The organism is Mesorhizobium sp. M0239, from assembly GCF_040321815.1.
GTDB lineage: Bacteria > Pseudomonadota > Alphaproteobacteria > Rhizobiales > Rhizobiaceae > Mesorhizobium.
On sequence record NZ_JAMYSG010000031.1, the window covers coordinates 38,542 to 57,975 of the forward strand.

Here is a 19,434-nt window from a genome sequence, read left to right on the forward strand (position 1 = left end):
CTTCGTGTTCTCGTACAATGCCGTTCGATCAGATCGAGAACCTTGAGCTCCTCTTTTTAAGAAAACCGCGACGGCAATTGTTGGCATGGAAGTTCGACGTGTCAGAATATTCCGCCAAGAACCGCTCTCTCCACTCCTCATTGATGGTGTCTCGTTGAATATCGAGGCCCGAATCGAGATCAGACCCGGGTTTCAAGACAAGCTTGGCGTCGACCAGAGATGCAGCCCTTTCAAGGCAGGTCCGTGGATGTTCAAGGAGTTCTTCGTATGTCAGTGATAGGAAGGACAATCCGTTTTTTGCAAACCAGACATCCCAGGCCAGATTTTCCAGGATGATTTTTTCAAGCGAGTCCGCGATTGCTTTGCCGTCGTAGCATGGTCTCTTCTGATCGGCCTCGGTAGAGCGGAACCGACCACTCTGACGAGCGGGTCCACGAAACTGCTTGACCAACGAGGTCCCCACGCGTCAACCGCATATAGCGCAGCTTTGGAAGGCTTGCGGGGAGATCCACGGTTTTGGCAACCTGTGAAAACTGGCTGGCAAACAGTTTGACCGCGTAAATCCCGGAGGGAGACCGCCCGTCCTTCAGTGCACGCAAAACCTGGGCACGGGGGTCGCGGGGATAGTTCGGCATTTCTAGAACACGGCGGCCCCCGAACCACTCGAGTGGGTTGCCAAGCCCGGTGGCTGCCATCAATCCGGCTAGGTGGTTGCTGCCGCTGCGCGGTGAGGTGCAGATGAGAATTCCGGCTTTCAACCCAGCCCGCATGTCCGGTGGGATTTCAACTGGCAGAGGGCGCCTACGAAAGAGATACATGGCGATCAATATTACCGTTTCAGCAAGAACACTGCCTGCTGGCCGAAGAAGTTCCAGAACCACCACGGCATCGACAGGCCGATCTTCTGCCCGGCAGCGTCGAGGGCGGTTGCCTTCTCGACTGTCGCGCCGAGTTCGTCGCACAGATTGACGAAATCGCGGATGGTGCAGAAGTGGATGTTGGGCGTGTCGTACCAGGAATAGGGCAGGTCCTTGGTCACCGGCATGCGGCCGTTGACGAACAGCGACAGGCGCACCCGCCAATGGCCGAAATTGGGGAAGGAGACGATGGCGCGGTTGCCGATCCTGAGCAGTTCGTCGAGCACCAGCTTCGGGTTGCGGGTGGCCTGCAGCGTCTGTGACAGGACGACGAAGTCAAAGCCCTTGTCGGGATAGAATTCGAGGTCCTTGTCGGCATCGCCCTGGATGACCGAGAGGCCGCGCGCCACGCATTCGTTGACGCCGCGCTGCGACAGCTCGAGCCCACGGCCGTCGACCTGCTTGGTGTCCTGCAGCAATTCGAGCAGCGAGCCGTCGCCCGAGCCGACATCGAGCACGTGCGACTGTGGCGGGATGAGGTTGGCGACGACCTCGAGGTCGACGCGCTGGTCGCGGTTGACGCTCATGGCTTCGCCCCCTGCCTGGCGCACGATCCCGATCCGAAAAGCCTGCAATTTTTCGGGGTCATGCGCTGAGCCCTCTCGCCCGGGCCGCCGAGCCGATGAACCCGTTTATGGCGGCAAACAGTTCCGGCTCGTCGAGCAGGAATGCGTCGTGGCCGCGGTCGGTTTCGATCTCGACGAAGGATACCGATGCGCCGGCGGCGTTGAGCGCATGCACGATCGAGCGGCTCTCCTCGGTCGGAAACAGCCAGTCCGAGGTGAAAGACACCAGGCAGAAGCGGGTTTTCGTTCCGGCGAAGGCATCGGCCAACCGGCCGCCATGGTCGGCGGCAAGGTCGAAATAGTCCATCGACCGCGTCATGTAGAGGTAGGAATTGGCGTCGAAGCGATCGACGAAGGTCATGCCCTGGTGGCGCAGATAGCTCTCGATCTGGAAGTCGGCATCGAAGCCGAAGGTCAGCGCGGTGCGGTCCTGCAAATTGCGGCCGAATTTGCGGTGCAGCGCGGCTTCCGACAGATAGGTGATGTGGGCGGCCATGCGCGCCACCGCCAAGCCCTTTTCCGGGCGTTTGCCGTGCTCGAAATATTTGCCGCCATGCCAGTCCGGATCGGCCATGACAGCCTGCCGGCCAACCTCATGAAAGGCGATGTTCTGCGAGGAATGGCGCGCGCCGGTGGCGATCGGCAGCGCCGAGAAGACGCGCTCCGGATAGCTCGATGCCCATTCCAGCACCTGCATGCCGCCCATAGAGCCGCCGAGCACACAGAACAGCCTTTCGATGCCGAAATGGTCGATCAGCATCTGCTGCGCCCGCACCATGTCGCGAATGGTGATAATGGGCAGGTCAAGCCCATAGGGCTTGCCGGTGGCGGGATTGGTCGAGGCCGGACCGGTGGACCCAAGGCAACCGCCGATGACGTTGGAGCAGATGACGAAGAAGCGATTGGTGTCGATGATCTTGCCGGGGCCGATCAGCACTTCCCACCAGCCAGGCTTGCCGGTCACCGGATTGGTGCTGGCGACGTGCTGGTCTCCGGTCAGTGCATGGCAGACGAGGATGGCGTTGGAGCGGGCATCGTTCAGCGTGCCGTAGGTCTGGTAGGCGATCTGGAACGGTGACAGCAGCGTGCCGGCGTCCAGCTTGAGCGGCTTGTCGGATCCAAAACGCAAAACCGGGCTCGACGGTTGGTCGACCTCGTTGTTGGTTTTGCGGGCACGCAGAACGGCCATGACATCCATCTCACACTTTGAGCCCACGCATCGCGCTTGTCGAAAGTCGATGCCGATCCGGGTGTCCGGCCGGCGCGGACAACAAAAAACCGGCATTGCGGTTGCAAAGCCGGTTACAGGATGCAAACGGCCCTTTAGCAAGTTGTTTAACGTGGCTGCAAGCCGACCGGCCAAATCACCACGGAAGTCCGCTCCCCTTCTAGGGCTGTGGCGCGCCGGCGTCAACGGCCAGCCTTGGGCGGTGGCTGTCGCCTCTCGACATTGCAGGCCACGGCTTGTATTTCCGCTGCGGCTTCCCTCAGGAAGCGTTCTCGACGGATTTTGCGACATGAGCCAGACACCGGACCAGGCACGTCCAACCCCGCGCGCGGGCATCATGGACATAGACGCCTATGTGCCGGGCAAGAGCACGGCGCCCGCGGGCGTCGCCAAGGTTCACAAGCTGTCCTCGAACGAGAATCCGCTAGGGCCCTCGCCGAAAGCGATCGAAGCCGCGCGCGAGATTGCCGGAAAGCTCGACGTCTACCCAGATGGCACCGCCAGGCGGCTGCGCGAAGCGATCGCCGAGGTGCATGGTCTCAACCCGCAGAACATCATTTGCTCCAACGGCTCCGACGAGATCCTCGGCCTGCTGGCGCAGACTTATCTGGCGCCCGGCGACGAGGCTGTCATCACCGAACACGCCTTCATGGTCTACAAGATCTACATCCAGTCGGCAGGTGCCGTTCCGGTGACGATCAAGGAAAGAGACGAGCGCGCCGATATCGACGCCATCCTCGCAGCCGTCACGCCGCGCACCAAGATCGTGTTCCTGGCCAATCCCAACAATCCGACCGGCACCTATGTGCCTTTCCAGGAGGTGCGCCGCCTGCATGCCGGCCTGCCCAGGCACGTGCTTCTGGTGCTAGACGCGGCCTATGCCGAATATGTCCGCCGCAACGACTATGAGGCCGGCATCGAGCTGGTCGGTGCTGCCCAGAACGTGGTGATGACCCGTACCTTCTCCAAGATCGGCCTCGGCGGAGCGCGGATCGGCTGGATGTATGCGCCGATGCATATCGTCGACGCCATCAACCGCGTGCGGGGTCCCTTCAACGTCAATGCGACGGCGATCGAGGCCGGTATCGCAGCCATCCGCGACCGCGCCCATGTCGAGCGCAGCGTGGCGCACAACGAGACCTGGCTGGCCTGGCTGAGCGAGGAATTCACAAAGCTCGGGCTGCGGGTAACGCCGAGCGTCGGCAATTTCGTCCTCGTTCATTTTCCTGACGATCAGAAGCATTCGGCGGCGGCGGCGGACGACTATCTGACGGCGCGCGGCTATATATTGCGGCGCGTTTCGGGCTATGGCTTTCCCAACGCGTTGCGCATGACCGTCGGCACCGAAGAAGCCAATCGCGGCGTTGTCGCCGCTCTCACGACATTTCTGAAAAGCTAGAACGCCATGACATCACCGATGTTTGAAAAGATCGCGCTGGTCGGCATCGGCCTGATCGGCTCGTCGCTGGCCCGCGTCATCCGCCGCGAGGGGCTGGCCCGTCACGTGGCCATATCAACGCGCAGTGCGGCGACGCTGGTGCGAGCCGAGGAACTCGGGCTCGGCGATAGCTATACCACCGATGCGAAAGAGGCGGTCCGCGATGCCGACCTAGTCGTCATTTCGGTGCCGGTCGGCTCATCCGGCGCGGTGGCCGAGGAAATCGCGCCGGCGCTGAAGAAGGGCGCGATCCTCACCGATGTCGGCTCGACCAAGGCGTCTGTCATCGCGCAGATGCAGCCTTATGTCCCTGAAGGCGTCCATTTCATTCCCGGCCACCCGCTGGCGGGCACGGAAAAATCCGGCCCCGACGCCGGCTTCGCCGACCTGTTCGACAATCGCTGGTGCATCTTCACGCCGCTGCCCGATACCGACGCGGACGCGCTGGAGCGGCTGTCGGAGTTCTGGCGCCGCTGCGGCGCCAACATCGATACCATGGACCCGCAGCATCACGACATGACGCTGGCCATCGTCTCGCACCTGCCGCACATCATCGCCTACAACATCGTCGGCACCGCCGATGATCTGCAGTCGGTGACCAAGTCCGAAGTGATCAAATATTCGGCTTCCGGCTTCCGCGACTTCACGCGTCTTGCCGCTTCCGATCCGACCATGTGGCGGGATGTGTGCCTGCACAACAAGGACGCCATCCTCGAAATGCTGGCGCGGTTCTCGGAAGATCTGGCGTCCCTGCAACGCGCGATCCGCTGGGGGGACGGCGAAAAACTCTTCGACCTGTTCACCCGCACCCGCGCTGTGCGCCGCTCGATCATCGAGGCCGGCCAGGACATCGACGTGCCCGATTTCGGTCGCCAGGCCGTCGAGCATCCCGCGAAGGGCTAAGTCAGTTTCAGGCTGGCCAGGTCTGCGCAACCATGGCCAGCGTCTCGGCCCGGTTCGGCGCACCAAGCCTGCCGCCGAAGCGCAGGCATTTGAGCGCGGCGGCCGCACTGGCAAAGCGCAAAGCCTGCTCGACCGGCATGGCTTCCGCCAGCCCGACGGCGAAGGCGCCGTGAAAGACATCGCCGGCGGCCAATGTGTCGATCGCCTTGATCTTCGGTGCCGCGACATGGCGCACGCAGCCTGCGCGACGGTCGTGCCACCAACTGCCCGCCGCGCCGCCTGTCACTGCGACAAAAGCGTCGGTGCGGCTGGCGAGATCGGCGCAAGCCGTTTCCGGATCGAGCGCCTGGCCGCAGACAATGCGCGCCGCCGTTTCCGAAGCGACGATGTGCGTGGCGAGCGGCAACAGCTGTTCCAGGATCTGCAACGGTGCGGTATCGGCATCGAGGATTGCCGGCCGGCCGAGGGCGCGCGCCGCTCTCAGGGCAAGGGCTGCCGCACCTGGCCAGCGGACATCGACCAGTACGGCGTCGAATGCCGTGAGGTCGGCGACCGGCAAGGCTTCGGGATCGGCCTGGGCAAGCCCGTCATAGAACGGCACGATGATGCGCTCGCCATACGCGTCGACCAGGATCGAGGCCAGCGCCGAGCGGGCGCCTCTGACGCGGCGCACAAAGGTGCAATCGACGCCTTCGGCCTCGATGCCGGCGATGAGCTGGTCGGCGACGGCATCGTCACCCGCGCTCGCCCACAGCGATACCTCGGCCCCCAGGCGATGCGCGGCGCAGGCAGCACTCGTGGCCATGCCCGAGGCGATCTGGACGCCGTCGGAGGCAATGAACTTGCCTTGATGCACGGGCAGCGTCTCGACGCGCAGGATGGTGTCCAGCGTCAAAGCGCCAACGCTCAGCAGCTTCACGGGTCTTGCCATCGCAGCGCTATTCCACCGGCTTGATCTTGCCCAGCGGAATGAAGCCGAGCGAGGCCTTGCCCCTGACCACCTTCAGCGGCATCGACGGTTCGTTGCCGAGCACCGCCAGGGCAGCAAAGCCCTGCTCGATCTGGCTTTTCTGCTCGGGTATGGCGGCGCCGAGAATGGCCGCCACCGCCTTCGGGTCCTTCAGCCTGATCATCAGATCGGCGTTGATCAGGCCCTCGGCATCGACCGAGAGCGGTCCCGAAACGGTGATGCGCGCCGTCCCCGACGACAGGTCGAGGTTGCGGATTTCGATCGCCTGGCCACGAAGGCTCTTCACCTGCGTGCCGATCAACGCGACACCGTTCTTCAGCGTGACGTCGCCACTGGCATCGAGCGCCGGAAGCACGCGCCCGCCAATTGCGTCGGGGTCGATCTCGAGATCGCCGAAACTGCCGAGATAGTCGATATCCTCACCGTTGGGCTGCAACTGACCCGATGCCTTGCCGGCGCTGAACAGTTGCACCGGATCGGTGTCGTCGGCCGGGTCGGTCTGGCCGGAAAGGCCCTCTGCCTCCAGCGAAATCCGCTGCGGCAGCGGCCACCACAATTTGAAATTGGCCTGCAGATTGTCCCAGTCTATCCACAGCGGCACCATGTCCGGAACGGAGGTCCTGAGCGGGCCGCGCAGATTGGCAACCGGCGACAGAGGCTGGATGATCTGGGCGGCTGCGTTGAAACTGCCGGCTGAAGCCGCAATGTTCTTGGCATCGTCCTCATAGGCGAGGTTGTCGCAGGAGACGGTAAAGCTCAAGGGATAGCCGCTGACCTGGAGATTGCCGCAGCCGGCCTCGACGCCATTCTTGTTGAGCGTGGCAACCGCCTTGTCGGCTTCGCTCCTGACGCGGTCAGCCAGATAGAACCAGCCGCCGCTGTAGAGGGCGAACAGCACGACGATGAATGCTGCAAGCCAGACCACACGGCGACGTTTGTTCGGCTGGCGTTCGTCACTTGACGTCATGCTTTGGCTCTCGTTAACGCATGGGTGTTGCGGACGGGTAGGCGATTCCGCCAGGTAGACAGACGAATAGTTAGACGGGACGGGCGGAAAAAACACCGGTCCGGTTCGGTGTTGGCATCTTTTGCAATCAGGCGCGGCGATATGGGCGATTTTTGGGTGTTTGGCTATGGCTCGCTGATCTGGCGGCCGGGATTCGCGCATGTCGAAACACAGCGTGCCCGCCTGCATGGCTACCGGCGCTCGCTCTGCGTCTATTCCTTCGTGCATCGCGGAACGCGCGAGCGGCCGGGGCTGGTGCTCGGCCTCGACCGCGGCGGGTCCTGCGTCGGCCTCGCATTCCGCGTCCCCGGCGACTTGCGCGACGAGGTCATGGCCTATCTTCGCGAGCGCGAACTGGTCACCAATGTCTATCTGGAGCGCATGCTCAAGATTCGCCTCGACGGGGGCGGTACGGTCGACGCGGTGGTCTACATTGTCGACCGCCACCACGACCAATATGCCGGAGCGCTCGACGCGGCGGATGCGGCGGCCGTGGTGCGCGGCGCGGTCGGCCAGTCCGGCAACAACGAGGACTATGTGCTGAGCACGCTTGAGCATCTCGAGGCGTTGGGCATAAGCGACCACTGGCTGGAGGATGTCGCCAGGCAGGTCGCGCCTTTGTGAAGCTGGCTCTGCGGAAAAAGGCGGCCAGGCCTTTGACCTCGTTCAGGCAAGACCTAGGTTAGGCTCCGACCCTCAGCCCGCGGGCGCCATTTGCCCGCCCCAATCATCCCGGAGATCCGCCTTGCAGAAACGTCGTCTCGGTCGCACCGACCTGTCCATCGCGCCGCTGGTTCTGGGCGGCAACGTCTTCGGCTGGACCGCCGACGAGAAAACCTCGTTCGACCTGCTCGACCGCTTCGTCGGCGCCGGCCTCAACGCCATCGATACGGCGGATGCCTATTCGCGCTGGGTTCCCGGCCACAAAGGCGGTGAATCGGAAAACATCATCGGCAAATGGATGAAAGACCGTGGCAATCGCGACAAAGTCGTGGTGATCACCAAGGTCGGTTCGGATATGGGGCAGGGGCACAAGGACCTGTCCGCCGCATACATCGAAAAGGCCGTCGATGCATCGCTGAAGCGGCTGCAGACCGAGTTTATCGATCTCTATCTGTCGCATTGGCCGGACCCTGCAACGCCCTATGAAGAAACGCTTGGCGCCTACGAGAAGCTGCTCGCCAAGGGCAAAATCCGCTATGCCGGCTGTTCGAATCTCGACGCCGGCCAGTTGCGTGCCGCACTCGATGTGGCGAGCTTGCGCAGCCTGCCGCGCTACGAGGTGCTGCAGCCGGAATACAATCTTTACGATCGCTCGTCCTTCGACGGGCCGTTGCGCGATCTATGCGTGGCCGAGGACATCGGCGTCATCACCTATTTCAGCCTGGCCAAGGGTTTCCTCAGCGGCAAATACCGCAGCGAGGCCGATCTCGGTCAAAGCCCGCGTGGCGGCGGGGTGAAGGACTATCTCAATGCGCGCGGCATGCGCATCCTTGCGGCACTCGACGCGGTTTCATCAAGGCATTCGGCCAAGCAGGCGGAAGTGGCGCTTGCCTGGGTTATCGCTCGGCCGGGCGTCACCGCGCCGATCGCCAGCGCCACCAAGCCTGAACAGATGGACAGCCTGATCAGGGCGGCGTCGCTGAAACTGACCGCCGCCGACATGACCGAACTCGACAAGGCGAGCGGCTGAAGCTCAGTCGCGACGCCTCGCACGAACGTCCAAGACGCCCCTCTGGTCCTGCCATACCGTCTCTTCGCGCAAGGCAGGACAGAGGATAAAATGGCTGAGCCGCTTCTTTCGCAGCCGGATTTTTGGGGACAACTTCTCGCGCTGATGCTTGCCGCCCTGGTGATCATGGGCAGCCCGGGACCGGCGACGATAAGCGTTACCGCCGTTGGCGCTGCCTTCGGTTTGCGCCGCTCGCTGGGTTATGCCTGGGGAATCATACTGGGCACGATCGCCGTGCTTCTGGTTGTCGCGACCGGGGTCGTGGCGGTGCTCACCGCGATGCCGAGGCTGGCGCCGTTGCTGGCTTTCGCTTCCGCGGCCTACATCCCCTATCTCGCCTTCAAGATCGCCACGGCGCCGCCCATGGCAGCACGCGGCGCCGAGGCTTCGTGTCCAACATGGCTGGCTGGATTCCTTCTCGCGGTCGCCAATCCAAAGGCCTATGTGGCGATCGCCGCCGTGTTCGCCGGTGCTTCGTCCAAACAGGGCGCCACTGAGCTTGGTCCATGGCTGAAGCTGACGGCTCTCGCCCTGATGATCGTTGCCATCCACGCTCTGTGGCTTGTCGCGGGGGCTGGGTTCGCGCGCTTCCTGCGCCGACCGGCAGCCTCGCGGATCATCAATCTGGTCTTTGCCGCGACGCTGGCGTTGACCACCGCGCTGGCGATGTTCGGCTGAGAACTGTCGGCCGGAGACTTCCGATTCAGGCTTTGGTTCTTTCAGCCGCGTCCAGCTCTTGCAGCCTTTTCACCGCTGTCGGAGGCAAGGCAGGCGGGCTCGGACCGCGCGCCACATCAATCAGGAATTGGTCGCAGGCAGCCTCGGTCTCGCCGATCAGCCGGGCCATGAATTCGTCCTTGCTCAAGCCGGGCGGGATCGGCGGCAGGAAGCGTGCCTTGATGGTGCCGGGGTAGCGCAGGAATTTCCGGCGCGGCCAGTACAGGCCGGCGACATGGGCAACCGGCACCACCGGAACGCCAAGCTGCGCATAGATTTCGACGATGCCGTATTTGTAGGCCGGTTCATCGCCCGGCGCGCGTCTGGTACCTTCGGGATAGATGATGAGCTGGCGGGGGTTGCGCGCCATCTCCTCCTTGGTCGCGGCGACCACTGCCTTCAGCGCTTTCGAGCGGCTGCCGCGATGAACCGGGATCATGCGCATCTTCATGATGTACCAGCCGAAGAACGGGATCCAGGTCAGTTCCCGCTTGAGGATATAGAGCGGGTCTTGGAGGAAGGGGAAGAAGGCGATCGCATCCCAGAACGACTGGTGCTTGGGCGCCAGGATGAAGGAGCCTTCGGGCAGGTTTTCCTGGCCGGTGATCTCGTTCTTCGTTCCGGCGATCTTGTCATGGAGCCACATCGAGGTGCGCGACCAGAATTTCGGCACGAACCAGGCGCGGTGCCGGGGCGACAGGAAATAGTAGGGGGTCCAGAGGATCATCTGGACGATCAGGTTGACGTAGAAGACGAAATTGAACGTCAGCGATCTGATGTAAAGCATTTGGGGGGAGCCCGGTGAGGAGGTGAGCGTTGGTTACACCAAGCGCGGGAAAAAAGGAAATGGCCGCAGGGCGCTTTGGTTGGCGACGAAGAACGGCCGCCGATGGGGGCTGGCTTGGTTCCGCTACATCAGCCGCGCCAGCCGCTCTTTCAGGCGCGGAGCGGCAAAATCGAGGAAGGCGCGCAGCTTGACCGGCAGCAGGCCGTGGCCCGCATGCACCAGGCTTACCGGCCATGGCGCCGGCTCGAATTCCTGCAGTAGGACGCGCAGCGTGCCGGACCGCAGCGCGGCTTCGATCTGGTAGGAAAGCACGCGTGTCAGCCCGACGCCGGCAATCGCCGCATCGATGGCCGCTTCGGCGGTGTTGACCTGAAGCCGGGAGCGGACCCGAACCGGGATTTCGGCCTTGCCCTTGGTGAAGCTCCAACTGGCGGCGGAGGCAAGTCCCTCGAAGGTGATGCAATCGTGTGTTTCCAGATCCTCCGGGGTGGTCGGCGTGCCGTGGTCGGCCAGATAGGCCGGGCTGACGCAGACGACGCGGCGGATCGCGCCGACGCCGATGGCGACCAGGCTCGAATCGGGCAACTGGCCGATGCGGATGGCGAGATCGAAATGGTCCTCGACCAGCTGGGTTATGCGGTCTGCCAATGTCAGGCGGATGTCCACGTCTGGATAGGCGGCGAGAAAGCCGGTGACGACCGGCAGCACGTGCAGGCGGCCAAAGACGACCGGCGCGGTGATGGCCAGTTCGCCGGTCGGAGCACTGTATTCGCCGGCTGCCGTGCGTTCGGCCTCGCCGACGTCGTCGAGGATGCGGCGGCAGGCGGCAAGATAGGCCTGGCCGGCATCGGTCGGCGTCAGGTGGCGCGTCGAGCGGTTCAGGAGGCGTGTGTTCAGATGGCGCTCGAGATCGGAAATCTTGCGGCTGACCGTCGCCAGCGGAATGCCGAAACGGCGGCTGGCCGCGGAAAGGCTGCCGGCCTCCACCGCGGCGACAAAGAGCGACATGGCTTCGAGACGATCCATAGCTTCTTCCGAAAAATGGAAGGATGGGTTACGAATATGGCATCTGCATTTGAATGATGGAAGGCTTTATATTGGGTCTGTCGGCCTGCCTGCAGCATGGCCTCGCAAAGGAGTTGCCATGTCCGAAGCCCGCCCGCCGTTGCCGCCATTTACCGCCGAGACATCAGCACAGAAGGCGCGCATGGCCGAGGATGCCTGGAACTCCCGCGATCCGGCACGGGTCGCGCTTGCCTATACGACGGACAGCCGCTGGCGCAACCGCGCCGAATTCCTGCAAGGCGACGCCATCCAGGCCTTCCTGACGCGCAAATGGAGCCGCGAGCTCGACTACCGGCTGATCAAGGAGGTCTGGGCCTTCCACGGCAACCGCATCGCCGTGCGTTTCGCCTATGAATGGCGCGACGACAGCGGTTCATGGTTCCGCAGCTACGGCAACGAGAACTGGGAATTCGACGAACACGGGCTGATGCGTCTGCGCATCGCCAGCATCAACGACCTGCCGATCGGCGAGGCCGATCGCAAGTATCACTGGCCGCTCGGCCGGCGGCCGGACGACCACCCGACACTGTCGGAGCTCGGACTTTAGCATCTTGCCGCAAGGAGGCTTTCGATGAACGCGCATGCTTTCACCAGCGACGTCGCCTTCACGCCGACCGTCAAGGCGATCCAGGCACGCAAGGGCTCGCGTCAGTCCTATGCCCGCGTCGAGGAGCGTGGCGGCTGGCAAGCTGTCATCACCCCTGACCTTGCCGCCTTCATCGAGATGCAGACCAGCGTTTTCCTGTCGACGGCCAATGGCGATGGCCAGCCCTACATCCAGCATCGCGGCGGACCCGCCGGCTTCCTCAAGGTGCTGGATGAACACACGATCGGCTTCGCGGATTTTGCCGGCAACCGGCAGTTCATCACGCAGGGCAATCTGGCCGACAATCCAAGGGCGTTCCTGTTCCTGATCGACTATATGCACCGCCAGCGCATCAAGATCTGGGGCACGGCGCGGGTCGTCGAGAGTGACGCCGAGTTGATGGCGAAACTGATGCCGCAAGACTACAAGGCGCGCCCCGAGCAGGTCATCCTGTTCACGGTCTCGGCCTGGGATGCCAATTGCCCGCAGCATATCCCGCAACGGTTCGAGGCGGCCGACGTGGCGGCGGCACTCGAAGAGCGGGACAAGCGTATCGAACGCCTTGAGCAGGAGATCGCACGGCTCAGGGGAAATTCGGGCGCGGCCGCAGGGGAATAATCAGCCGCCGGCCGCGGTTTCGGCCAGTGCGATGCCGTTAGGCGTCGGCTTGACCGGCACGATGCCGCGCGCCAGCGCCAGCAGATATTTGTTGTATTCGGTGAACAGCACGCGCAATGCCCGCGGCTTGGTCAGCCAGCCGCCATTGTCGAGGTTGGAATTGACCACCGGATAGGGCTCGAGCTTGGCGCCATGCAGCAGCCTGCCCATTTCCAGCAGGCTGCGGGGCATGTGATAATTGTTGGTGACGAGGATCACCGTGCCATAGGCGTGGCTCTCGACCCATTTGGCGCTTTCCTCCGCATTGCCGATCGTATCGAGCGCGGCGCGGTCGATGTCGACGCAACAGGAAAACAGCTTCTTGTCGCCGCCGGTCGCTGCCTGCAGCTGGCGACGGCTGGCCGAAGGGTGCACGCCGCTGATCAGCAGCCGTTCGCCCTTGCCGGACGCCAGCAGATCCATCGCCGCATCGAGGCGGGACTGGCCGCCGGTCAAGACAATGATCGCGTCCGCCCTGGCCGGATTGGCGGGCGTCGTCAGATGGCTTACCTTGTTGGCGAACCAGCCGAAACCGCCGGCAAACAACGTAGCGAGGATGAGCAGAGACAGAGCCGAGAGGCGCAACGCGGCTCTTAGACGGCTCACAGCGCGGCGGTCATGCGAACGGGCAACCACCACTGGCATCTGCCCAGCCGTACCGGTCGAATCCCGCGCGTCCATCGCCATATGGTTAATCCTGAAATGCGGCTTTGGGTAGGTAAAAGACGCACTTTGCGTTACGTGAATTCTCCATCCGTGATCACCCTGTTTTATCCATGGCGTTGTCCCAAAACCGGTTCCCACTTTTGGGCGACATGAATTAGCCTGCATCCGGTTGGCGGACATCGATGTCGCTGAGATAGGCAACCACGGTGGCGTGGGACGTGGCAGCCGTCAGTCCGCCGATCACCAGCACCATCAACACGACACCGAGATAGCCTGCCGAACCGATGGCGAAATTGCCGAACAGGGCGGTCGCCTGGTCGGCCTGCGGCGTCGCCATATTGCGCGACGACCACCAGGAAAAGACGATGAACACGAGCACTGCGGCGGCACCGCCAGCCGCTGCTCCCTTCATGCCGGTGACCAGGAAATGCCGGCGGAATTCGCGCGCGATGAAGCGTGCCTCGGCGCCGACGAAATGCAGCACCTCGATGATGTGACCGTTTCCGGCCATGGCTCCGCGCGTCGCGAACACCACGGTCAGCACGGTCGCCGACAGCATCAGCGCCAGCACGGCAATGCCGATGGTCACCGTCGTGCGGGCCATCGCCACCAGCCGGTCGACCCAGGTGCGGTGATCGTCGAGCGATGCGCTCGGCAGTTTCGGCGTGATCGCGGCGCGCATGGCGGCGAAATCGGGCGGGCTGTTCTCGTCGATGGTGACGATAATCAGGCGCGGCACGGGTAATTCGTCGATGTTGAGCCCCGAGCCCAGCCAGGGCTCAAGGAGCCTCGCGGTCGCCTCGCGGTCGATGATCCGGGTCGTCTTGACGCCAGGGAATTCACCGGCGATCTGGGAGGCCTGGGTAAGGGCTGCTTCCATGTCGAGCCCGTCGACCGGCTTGATCTGGATGGTCGCCTCGCGCGAAATCTGGTTCTCCCAGACGGACGCTGTGTCGCGCACCAGCGTCACCGCGCCGAAAGTCAGGCAGGACAGGAAGGTCATGATGGCGATGACCAGGACCAGTGCCCGGCCAGCGATGTTCTGCGCCGGCACGATCGGCGCCATCCTGCGCTGGGCGCGGGGCTTTGCCTCGGTCGCCTCGGCGTCCTGCTCCCGTTCCACAAAATGTTCGGCGGACAGTTCAGTCATAGATGTCCAGCCTTCCGCCGGCCAGGATCATGCGGCGCGCGTCGACCTGTTCCATCAGGCCAAGGTCGTGGGTGGCGATCACCACCGCGGTGCCGAGCCGGTTGAGCTCGATGAACAGCCGCAGCAGGCGTCGCGCCAGCGGCGGATCGACATTGCCGGTCGGTTCGTCGGCGAGCAGGATTTCCGGCTGCTCGATCAGCGCCCGCGCGATCGCCGCGCGCTGCTTCTCGCCGCCGGACAGAACCGGCGGCAGCACGTGCATGCGCTCGCCCAGCCCGACCCACTTCAACAACTCGGTGACATCGGTGCGGTAGCTCGCCTCCTCGCGCCCGCGCACGCGCAGCGGCAGCGCGACGTTCTCGTAGGTGGTCATGTGGTCGAGCAGGCGAAAATCCTGGAACACCACGCCGATGCGGCGGCGCAGATGCGGCAATTCGGTGCGCGAGATGCGCGAACGGTCCTTGCCAAAGATGGTGATCAGCCCGCGCGTCGGCTTCAGCGACATGAACAGCAGGCGCAGCAAGGTCGTCTTGCCGGCGCCCGAAGGCCCGCTCAGGAACTGGAAGGAGCGCTCCGGTATGTGCAGGGAGATGTCGCGGAGGATTTCCGGACCCATGCCATAGCGGAGGCCGACATTTTCGAAACGAATCAATTTCGACGACCTGAATTTCGGCACGGCGGCGAGCCGGCCTGTTCTAGATAAAGACCATCGGCCGGCATGGTTAACCGGCGGTTAATTTCTGGGCTGTTTCGGCTCGTCACGAGGGCTCCGGTGGGGAAGCGTTAACCATTTGTGTTTACGCAAAAGAAACGAAAAGCGAACACGTGCTGCAATGCTGGGGCCATGATGGCTGACGATCGAACCGCGCGCCCGGTTTCCGGCGAAATCATGACCGATCCGGCGGCAATTGCCGCAGCGGACAGGTTCATGCGTGGTTCGGCCGCCGACATCGTCGATGCCGACTACGTGGTGATGCCGCGCCTTGCGCCTGCGGTGGAAAGCGTTTCGCCGCTGCCGCGCGCGATCGTCACGCCGCCCATCGAAGGCATGGACATGCTGCGCAAGCCCGAAGCCTCACCGGAGCGGCTACCGGCCTCGCGCGGCGGACCGATCTTCTGGGTCGCTGGTATCGGCGCTGCCTTGGCCGCGTTCTGGGTCTCCGGCGGGCACGCGCTGGTGCGCCAGGCGCCGTTCCTGTCCAGCGCGCAGGCGTCGGCGCTCAGCATTTCGGGCGTCACGTCACGCGTCGACGCTACCGGGCCGAACGCCGCACTGTTCGTCGATGGCGAGGCCGTCAATGACGGTGCGAAACCGACGCAGTTGCCGCCGCTTGAAATCCGGGTGACTGGCAATGACGGGCAGACCACCCGCTATACGTTGGGGACATCCGGCCGCTCGCTGGCCTCTGGCGAAAGATTCGGCTTTGCCAGCCGGCTCGACGTGCCTAGAAACGGTGTGAAGACCGTGTCGGTCACTTTCGCCGAATAGGCGATCACCGGGGAAGACCATCAATGCCCATCGTACGCGGCAAGGACATCGAGGTTCTGTTTTCAGCATCGGCGATCGCGCGGCGCAATCTGGAACTCGCCAAGGAGATTGCCGGCCACGACTATCACGATCTGCTGGTGATCTCGGTCCTGAAGGGCTCGTTCATCTTCGCCGCAGATCTCATCCGCGCCATGCATGATGTCGGCCTGTCGCCGGAGGTCGAATTCATCTTCATCTCCAGCTATGGCGCCGGCACCAGCAGCGGCGAGGTGAGGGTGCTGCGCGAAATCGACAATGAGGTCGCCGGCCGCGACGTGCTGCTGATCGACGACATTCTCGAATCGGGGAAGACGCTGAGCTTTACCCGCGAGCTGATGTTGTCGCGGGGCGCCAAGAGCTGTTCGATCGCCGTGCTGCTCGACAAGCGCATGCGCCGCCAGACCGAGCTCAATGCCGACTATGTCGGCTTCGACTGCCCCGACTATTTCGTTGTCGGCTACGGCATGGATGTCGCGCATGCTTTTCGCGAGTTGCCGTTTGTCGGTGTCGTCAAAGGGGATGTCTGAGCGGCATCAAAAAGGTTTGCTGATGCTTAGAGCGGTTCGCCGCTTCACGAAAACGCCGAACCGCTCTAGTTTTTTGTTTTGACGCAATTCCCAAGGGAAAGCGCTATGCGCTTTTCCCGGAAAACCGTCTCACACTTTTCCTGAATTGCTCGGGGGCTTTCAGGAAAAGTCAACTTTTCGCGGCCAAATATGCCGGCCATGGCAAAGCTTCTGATCGTCGAGGACGATGAGTCCGTCCGCACCCTGGCCGCCCGCGCGCTTGAACGCGCCGGGCACACAATCGATATCGCGGCGGACGGCGCGCAGGGGCTTTCGCTGATCCAGGCGGCGCGTGGCGGCTATGATCTCGTCGTCTCCGATATCCGCATGCCGGAGATGGACGGCATCGAGATGGCGATCGCAGCTGCAGCATTGTTTCCGGCGATCAAGATCGTGCTGATGACCGGCTATGCCGACCAGCGCGAGCGCGCCGAGGAATTGAACGGCATCATCCTCGATGTCGTGCAGAAGCCCTTCACGCTGGCCGAAATCCGCTCGCGCGTCGAACGGGCGCTGATCTGCTTCGCCTGATCAGGCTGGATCGGTGGCAGCGAGCACGGGTGGGGGGCTTTTACGCCGTTCGGTGTTGAGCGCCAGCAGGCCGGCGCCGATGATCAAGGCGGCCCCGATGACGGTCGTCGACCGCGGTACTTCGGCGAAGAACAGGAAACCCCACAGCGGCGACCACAGGATGCCGGTGTATTCGAAGGTGGCAACGCGGTTGGCCGGCGCCATCCGGTAGGCCTGCGACAGCAGGATCATGCCGGCGGAGGCAACGAAACCGCAGGCGGCCATCTTGAGAAAATCCGGCAGCGTCGGCCAAAGCCATGGCCTTACCAGGAATTCCAGACTCGGGTGGACGGCGTGGGTGATGCCGGCCAGGTGAAATGCCCCGGCAACCACGGCGGCGCCAACCAGATAGGCGCCGTTCTGATAGAAGGCCATGACGGTGGAGGATTCGGTATCGCCGATCTTGCGGGCCATCAGCTGCGAAAAACCATAGAGCGCCGCCGAGCCCAGCGACAGCAGCGCAGCCCAGTCGAACAGCCCCGCGCCGGGGCGCAGCATCACGAGGACGCCGAACAAGCCGATCAGCACGGTTGCCAGTGTCTGCCAGGAGACGCGCTCGCCAAGGTACGGCCCGGCCAGCACCATGATGAACAGCGGCGCCATGAAATAAAGCGCCACCGCATCGGCGAGCGGCAAGGCAGCGATGGCCAGGTAGTACATCGTATAGGAGGTGAACTGGATGAAGGCGCGCACCGTCAGCATGCCGAATCGCTTCGACAGGATCGCCCGCAAGCCGACATCGGCATGGACCAGAACGATCAGGATCGGCAGGGCGACGATCGAGCGGATCGCCATCACCTCGGTCACTGGATAGCCGCTCGACACGGCTTTGACGAGCGGATCCTGCAGCGAAAAGATCAGCACGCCGAGGCACAGGCTCAGGATGCCGCCCACCATCCGATTCTGCATCTGCATCCAGGCTCCTGCGCGTACGGTCCGAAGCTGTCGCCTGCGGGGTAAAAAGAACCCGCCACCGTTTCGGGCAGCGGGCATGAGTGAGGACTCTTGATTGGTCCGCGGCTGATTTCGCAGCCGCATATCCAATGGGTGAGGCGACTATCGTCCGCCGTTTGACATGTTGCAAACGAATTGGAATGATGCCAGCAATCAAATTCCCTTATGGCGGATTTCATGCGGCCGACCCTCGACAGCGACCTCCTGCGCACCTTCGTGGCGATTGCCGAGACCGGCAATTTTACCAAGGCGGCGGAGCAGGCCGGCCGCACCCAATCCGCGGTGTCGATGCAGATGAAGAAGCTCGAAGAGCTGATCGGCGCCAGCCTGTTCGAGCGCGGTTCCCGCGGCGTCGCGTTGACGCGGCGCGGCGGCGAACTCATCGTCAACGCCCGCCGCATTGTCTCGCTGCTCGACGAGACGTCGGCATCGATGGCGGCAGCGCCGCTTGGCGGGCCGGTGCGCATCGGCATTCCGGAGGAATATGGCCACGCCATCCTGTCGCGCGCGCTCGGCGCCTTCTCGAAGCGTCATACGCAGGTCGAGGTCACCGTGCGCTATGCCCATTCCGGGGCACAGATGGCGGCGCTCGCCGCCGGCGAGCTCGATCTGTGCGTGGTGTTCGAATGGCAGGATCCTGCCGGCGGCGAAGTGCTGATGCACGACCCGACCGTGTGGGTGACGTCGACCCTGCATCACATGCATGAGGAACAGCCAGTGCCGATCGCGCTCTACAACCGGGCCGGCTGGTGCAAGGACTTTGCCATCAAATCACTGGAGCAGCGCGATCTTGCCTATCGTGTCGCCTATACCAGCGACACCACCGGCGGCCTCAAGCTCGCCGTCACCTCCGGACTGGCGATCGCGCCGATTTCGCGCAGCAACATTCCGGACGGCTGTCGTGAACTGACCACGGCAGACGGATTCGGCGCCATCGATTCCTCGAACGTGGTGATGCACCGCAACCCGAATGCGTCAGGCGAGGCGATCGACGGCATGCAGGATGCTATCCGCGAAGCCTTCGTCAACAGGCTCAGTCAGCCGGCGACATCCTCGTAGAAATGCAGCCTGTTGCCGAACGGATCGGCGACCGATATCTCGCGGGTCTTCCAAGGCGTCTCTTCCACGCCTGGCCGGGCGAAGCGGTAGTTTTTGCCGATCAGTTCGCCATGAAGAGCCGTGATGTCCTCGACCTCGATGCGCAGGGCGATGCCGGGTGCACCGTCGCCATGATGTTCGCTGAGATGCAGAACGCAGCCGTCGCGGCCGACCGCCATGTAAAGCGGCGCGTCGTCCGCGAAGCGATGTTCCCACTGCACCTCGAAGCCGAGGAAGCCGACATAGAATTCACGCGCCTTGGCAATGTCGAAGATGCGCAGGATGGGTGTGACGGCGCCAAGTCTGGGCATGGTGGTGCAACCGTGCGAG

22 protein-coding genes, 1 pseudogene and 1 riboswitch are annotated in these 19,434 nt (G+C 63.3%); of the genes and pseudogenes, 11 read left to right on the forward strand and 12 right to left on the reverse strand.

The window, feature by feature from the left end; all coding sequences use genetic code 11:
* Window positions 1-28: 28 nt before the first annotated feature.
* The 3 genes and pseudogenes from NKI99_RS27080 to metX form a co-directional block, all read right to left on the reverse strand.
* Window positions 29-818: pseudogene (locus tag NKI99_RS27080) on the reverse strand (Stf0 family sulfotransferase).
* A gap of 11 nt (window positions 819-829) precedes the next feature.
* Window positions 830-1,444 (reverse strand): methionine biosynthesis protein MetW, encoded by a 615-nt coding sequence (gene metW, locus NKI99_RS27085; protein ID WP_352612735.1) that lies wholly within the window; start codon window positions 1,442-1,444, stop codon window positions 830-832.
* Window positions 1,445-1,502: 58 nt separating this feature from the next.
* Window positions 1,503-2,672 (reverse strand): homoserine O-acetyltransferase MetX, encoded by a 1,170-nt coding sequence (gene metX, locus NKI99_RS27090; protein WP_352612737.1) that lies wholly within the window; start codon window positions 2,670-2,672, stop codon window positions 1,503-1,505.
* A gap of 114 nt (window positions 2,673-2,786) precedes the next feature.
* Window positions 2,787-2,864, reverse strand: a riboswitch (SAM riboswitch).
* A gap of 136 nt (window positions 2,865-3,000) precedes the next feature.
* Here metX and hisC point away from each other — a divergent pair.
* Window positions 3,001-4,110: a histidinol-phosphate transaminase gene (gene hisC / locus NKI99_RS27095; RefSeq protein ID WP_023811091.1), complete on the forward strand. Its 1,110-nt coding sequence runs from the start codon at window positions 3,001-3,003 to the stop codon at window positions 4,108-4,110.
* A 6-nt stretch (window positions 4,111-4,116) separates the two neighbouring features.
* Complete coding sequence (locus NKI99_RS27100; protein ID WP_352612739.1) at window positions 4,117-5,052, forward strand: prephenate/arogenate dehydrogenase family protein; 936 nt, start codon at window positions 4,117-4,119, stop codon at window positions 5,050-5,052.
* Between the two features lie 7 nt (window positions 5,053-5,059).
* Here NKI99_RS27100 and NKI99_RS27105 read toward each other — a convergent pair whose 3' ends face one another.
* Together NKI99_RS27105 and NKI99_RS27110 are read right to left on the reverse strand one after the other, a co-directional pair.
* Window positions 5,060-5,983, reverse strand: a complete 924-nt coding sequence (locus tag NKI99_RS27105) for a sugar kinase (protein WP_023811093.1) — start codon at window positions 5,981-5,983, stop codon at window positions 5,060-5,062.
* A gap of 7 nt (window positions 5,984-5,990) precedes the next feature.
* The gene (locus NKI99_RS27110) at window positions 5,991-6,989 is read right to left on the reverse strand and encodes a DUF2125 domain-containing protein (protein ID WP_352441739.1); all 999 of its coding nucleotides are present in this window, start codon (window positions 6,987-6,989) and stop codon (window positions 5,991-5,993) included.
* A gap of 141 nt (window positions 6,990-7,130) precedes the next feature.
* Here NKI99_RS27110 and NKI99_RS27115 point away from each other — a divergent pair, with 141 nt between their 5' ends.
* The 3 genes from NKI99_RS27115 to NKI99_RS27125 all read left to right on the forward strand — a co-directional run bounded on the left by NKI99_RS27115 (window position 7,131) and on the right by NKI99_RS27125 (window position 9,438).
* Window positions 7,131-7,652: a gamma-glutamylcyclotransferase gene (locus NKI99_RS27115; protein ID WP_352612741.1), complete on the forward strand. Its 522-nt coding sequence runs from the start codon at window positions 7,131-7,133 to the stop codon at window positions 7,650-7,652.
* Window positions 7,653-7,773: 121 nt separating this feature from the next.
* Window positions 7,774-8,721, forward strand: coding sequence for an aldo/keto reductase (locus NKI99_RS27120; RefSeq protein WP_023811096.1), 948 nt, complete (start codon window positions 7,774-7,776; stop codon window positions 8,719-8,721).
* A gap of 90 nt (window positions 8,722-8,811) precedes the next feature.
* On the forward strand, window positions 8,812-9,438 hold the full coding sequence (locus NKI99_RS27125) for a LysE family translocator (RefSeq protein ID WP_352612743.1): 627 nt from the start codon (window positions 8,812-8,814) through the stop codon (window positions 9,436-9,438).
* Window positions 9,439-9,463: 25 nt separating this feature from the next.
* Here NKI99_RS27125 and NKI99_RS27130 read toward each other — a convergent pair whose 3' ends face one another.
* Together NKI99_RS27130 and NKI99_RS27135 are read right to left on the reverse strand one after the other, a co-directional pair.
* On the reverse strand, window positions 9,464-10,264 hold the full coding sequence (locus NKI99_RS27130) for a lysophospholipid acyltransferase family protein (RefSeq protein WP_352612745.1): 801 nt from the start codon (window positions 10,262-10,264) through the stop codon (window positions 9,464-9,466).
* 123 nt (window positions 10,265-10,387) lie between these two features.
* Complete coding sequence (locus NKI99_RS27135) at window positions 10,388-11,290, reverse strand: LysR family transcriptional regulator (RefSeq protein ID WP_352612746.1); 903 nt, start codon at window positions 11,288-11,290, stop codon at window positions 10,388-10,390.
* 118 nt (window positions 11,291-11,408) lie between these two features.
* On the opposite strand from NKI99_RS27135, the gene NKI99_RS27140 reads away from it, so the two are divergent.
* Both NKI99_RS27140 and NKI99_RS27145 read left to right on the forward strand, forming a co-directional pair.
* Window positions 11,409-11,876, forward strand: a complete 468-nt coding sequence (locus tag NKI99_RS27140; protein WP_352612747.1) for a nuclear transport factor 2 family protein — start codon at window positions 11,409-11,411, stop codon at window positions 11,874-11,876.
* Between the two features lie 24 nt (window positions 11,877-11,900).
* On the forward strand, window positions 11,901-12,533 hold the full coding sequence (locus tag NKI99_RS27145; protein ID WP_352612748.1) for a pyridoxamine 5'-phosphate oxidase family protein: 633 nt from the start codon (window positions 11,901-11,903) through the stop codon (window positions 12,531-12,533).
* Here NKI99_RS27145 and NKI99_RS27150 read toward each other — a convergent pair whose 3' ends face one another.
* From NKI99_RS27150 to ftsE, 3 genes are all read right to left on the reverse strand, one after another.
* A complete protein-coding gene (locus tag NKI99_RS27150; RefSeq protein ID WP_128304658.1) occupies window positions 12,534-13,259 on the reverse strand; it encodes a YdcF family protein in 726 nt (241 codons plus the stop codon).
* 133 nt (window positions 13,260-13,392) lie between these two features.
* Window positions 13,393-14,388: a cell division protein FtsX gene (locus NKI99_RS27155; protein WP_027038121.1), complete on the reverse strand. Its 996-nt coding sequence runs from the start codon at window positions 14,386-14,388 to the stop codon at window positions 13,393-13,395.
* Window positions 14,381-15,040 carry a cell division ATP-binding protein FtsE gene (gene ftsE, locus NKI99_RS27160; protein WP_010911739.1) on the reverse strand — a complete coding sequence of 220 codons (660 nt, stop codon included), beginning with the start codon at window positions 15,038-15,040 and terminating at the stop codon, window positions 14,381-14,383. Before ftsE ends, NKI99_RS27155 begins: the two co-directional genes overlap by 8 nt.
* A 192-nt stretch (window positions 15,041-15,232) precedes the next feature.
* Between ftsE and NKI99_RS27165 the strand changes: the two genes are divergently transcribed.
* From NKI99_RS27165 to NKI99_RS27175, 3 genes are all read left to right on the forward strand, one after another.
* Window positions 15,233-15,877, forward strand: coding sequence for a hypothetical protein (locus NKI99_RS27165; protein WP_352612750.1), 645 nt, complete (start codon window positions 15,233-15,235; stop codon window positions 15,875-15,877).
* Window positions 15,878-15,900: 23 nt separating this feature from the next.
* A complete protein-coding gene (gene hpt, locus NKI99_RS27170; RefSeq protein ID WP_352441732.1) occupies window positions 15,901-16,443 on the forward strand; it encodes a hypoxanthine phosphoribosyltransferase in 543 nt (180 codons plus the stop codon).
* A gap of 198 nt (window positions 16,444-16,641) precedes the next feature.
* Entirely contained in the window at window positions 16,642-17,013 is a 372-nt protein-coding gene (locus NKI99_RS27175; protein ID WP_023811105.1) for a response regulator, read from the forward strand.
* Here NKI99_RS27175 and NKI99_RS27180 read toward each other — a convergent pair whose 3' ends face one another.
* The gene (locus tag NKI99_RS27180) at window positions 17,014-17,961 is read right to left on the reverse strand and encodes a DMT family transporter (protein ID WP_352612778.1); all 948 of its coding nucleotides are present in this window, start codon (window positions 17,959-17,961) and stop codon (window positions 17,014-17,016) included.
* A 222-nt stretch (window positions 17,962-18,183) separates the two neighbouring features.
* Here NKI99_RS27180 and NKI99_RS27185 point away from each other — a divergent pair, with 222 nt between their 5' ends.
* The gene (locus tag NKI99_RS27185) at window positions 18,184-19,065 is read left to right on the forward strand and encodes a LysR family transcriptional regulator (protein WP_352612752.1); all 882 of its coding nucleotides are present in this window, start codon (window positions 18,184-18,186) and stop codon (window positions 19,063-19,065) included.
* Here the strand turns inward: NKI99_RS27185 and NKI99_RS27190 are convergent.
* Window positions 19,044-19,415 carry a glyoxalase superfamily protein gene (locus tag NKI99_RS27190; RefSeq protein ID WP_352612754.1) on the reverse strand — a complete coding sequence of 124 codons (372 nt, stop codon included), beginning with the start codon at window positions 19,413-19,415 and terminating at the stop codon, window positions 19,044-19,046. The two genes, NKI99_RS27185 and NKI99_RS27190, sit on opposite strands and share 22 nt — an antisense overlap.
* Between the last annotated feature and the right edge of the window lie 19 nt (window positions 19,416-19,434).

Excerpts from the sequence above, each read along its gene's own strand:
- NKI99_RS27130 (WP_352612745.1), bottom strand. The coding sequence starts at position 10,264 with ATGCTTTACATCAGATCGCTGACGTTCAATTTCGTCTTCTACGTCAAC.
- hisC (WP_023811091.1), top strand. The coding sequence starts at position 3,001 with ATGAGCCAGACACCGGACCAGGCACGTCCAACCCCGCGCGCGGGCATC.
- NKI99_RS27110 (WP_352441739.1), bottom strand. The coding sequence starts at position 6,989 with ATGACGTCAAGTGACGAACGCCAGCCGAACAAACGTCGCCGTGTGGTC.
- NKI99_RS27150 (WP_128304658.1), bottom strand. The coding sequence starts at position 13,259 with ATGGCGATGGACGCGCGGGATTCGACCGGTACGGCTGGGCAGATGCCA.
- NKI99_RS27105 (WP_023811093.1), bottom strand. The coding sequence starts at position 5,983 with ATGGCAAGACCCGTGAAGCTGCTGAGCGTTGGCGCTTTGACGCTGGAC.
- NKI99_RS27180 (WP_352612778.1), bottom strand. The coding sequence starts at position 17,961 with ATGCAGAATCGGATGGTGGGCGGCATCCTGAGCCTGTGCCTCGGCGTG.
- NKI99_RS27135 (WP_352612746.1), bottom strand. The coding sequence starts at position 11,290 with ATGGATCGTCTCGAAGCCATGTCGCTCTTTGTCGCCGCGGTGGAGGCC.
- NKI99_RS27165 (WP_352612750.1), top strand. The coding sequence starts at position 15,233 with ATGATGGCTGACGATCGAACCGCGCGCCCGGTTTCCGGCGAAATCATG.
- NKI99_RS27155 (WP_027038121.1), bottom strand. The coding sequence starts at position 14,388 with ATGACTGAACTGTCCGCCGAACATTTTGTGGAACGGGAGCAGGACGCC.
- NKI99_RS27175 (WP_023811105.1), top strand. The coding sequence starts at position 16,642 with ATGGCAAAGCTTCTGATCGTCGAGGACGATGAGTCCGTCCGCACCCTG.
- NKI99_RS27140 (WP_352612747.1), top strand. The coding sequence starts at position 11,409 with ATGTCCGAAGCCCGCCCGCCGTTGCCGCCATTTACCGCCGAGACATCA.
- metX (WP_352612737.1), bottom strand. The coding sequence starts at position 2,672 with ATGGCCGTTCTGCGTGCCCGCAAAACCAACAACGAGGTCGACCAACCG.
- NKI99_RS27125 (WP_352612743.1), top strand. The coding sequence starts at position 8,812 with ATGGCTGAGCCGCTTCTTTCGCAGCCGGATTTTTGGGGACAACTTCTC.
- NKI99_RS27190 (WP_352612754.1), bottom strand. The coding sequence starts at position 19,415 with ATGCCCAGACTTGGCGCCGTCACACCCATCCTGCGCATCTTCGACATT.
- NKI99_RS27145 (WP_352612748.1), top strand. The coding sequence starts at position 11,901 with ATGAACGCGCATGCTTTCACCAGCGACGTCGCCTTCACGCCGACCGTC.
- NKI99_RS27115 (WP_352612741.1), top strand. The coding sequence starts at position 7,131 with ATGGGCGATTTTTGGGTGTTTGGCTATGGCTCGCTGATCTGGCGGCCG.
- NKI99_RS27100 (WP_352612739.1), top strand. The coding sequence starts at position 4,117 with ATGACATCACCGATGTTTGAAAAGATCGCGCTGGTCGGCATCGGCCTG.
- metW (WP_352612735.1), bottom strand. The coding sequence starts at position 1,444 with ATGAGCGTCAACCGCGACCAGCGCGTCGACCTCGAGGTCGTCGCCAAC.
- NKI99_RS27185 (WP_352612752.1), top strand. The coding sequence starts at position 18,184 with ATGCGGCCGACCCTCGACAGCGACCTCCTGCGCACCTTCGTGGCGATT.
- hpt (WP_352441732.1), top strand. The coding sequence starts at position 15,901 with ATGCCCATCGTACGCGGCAAGGACATCGAGGTTCTGTTTTCAGCATCG.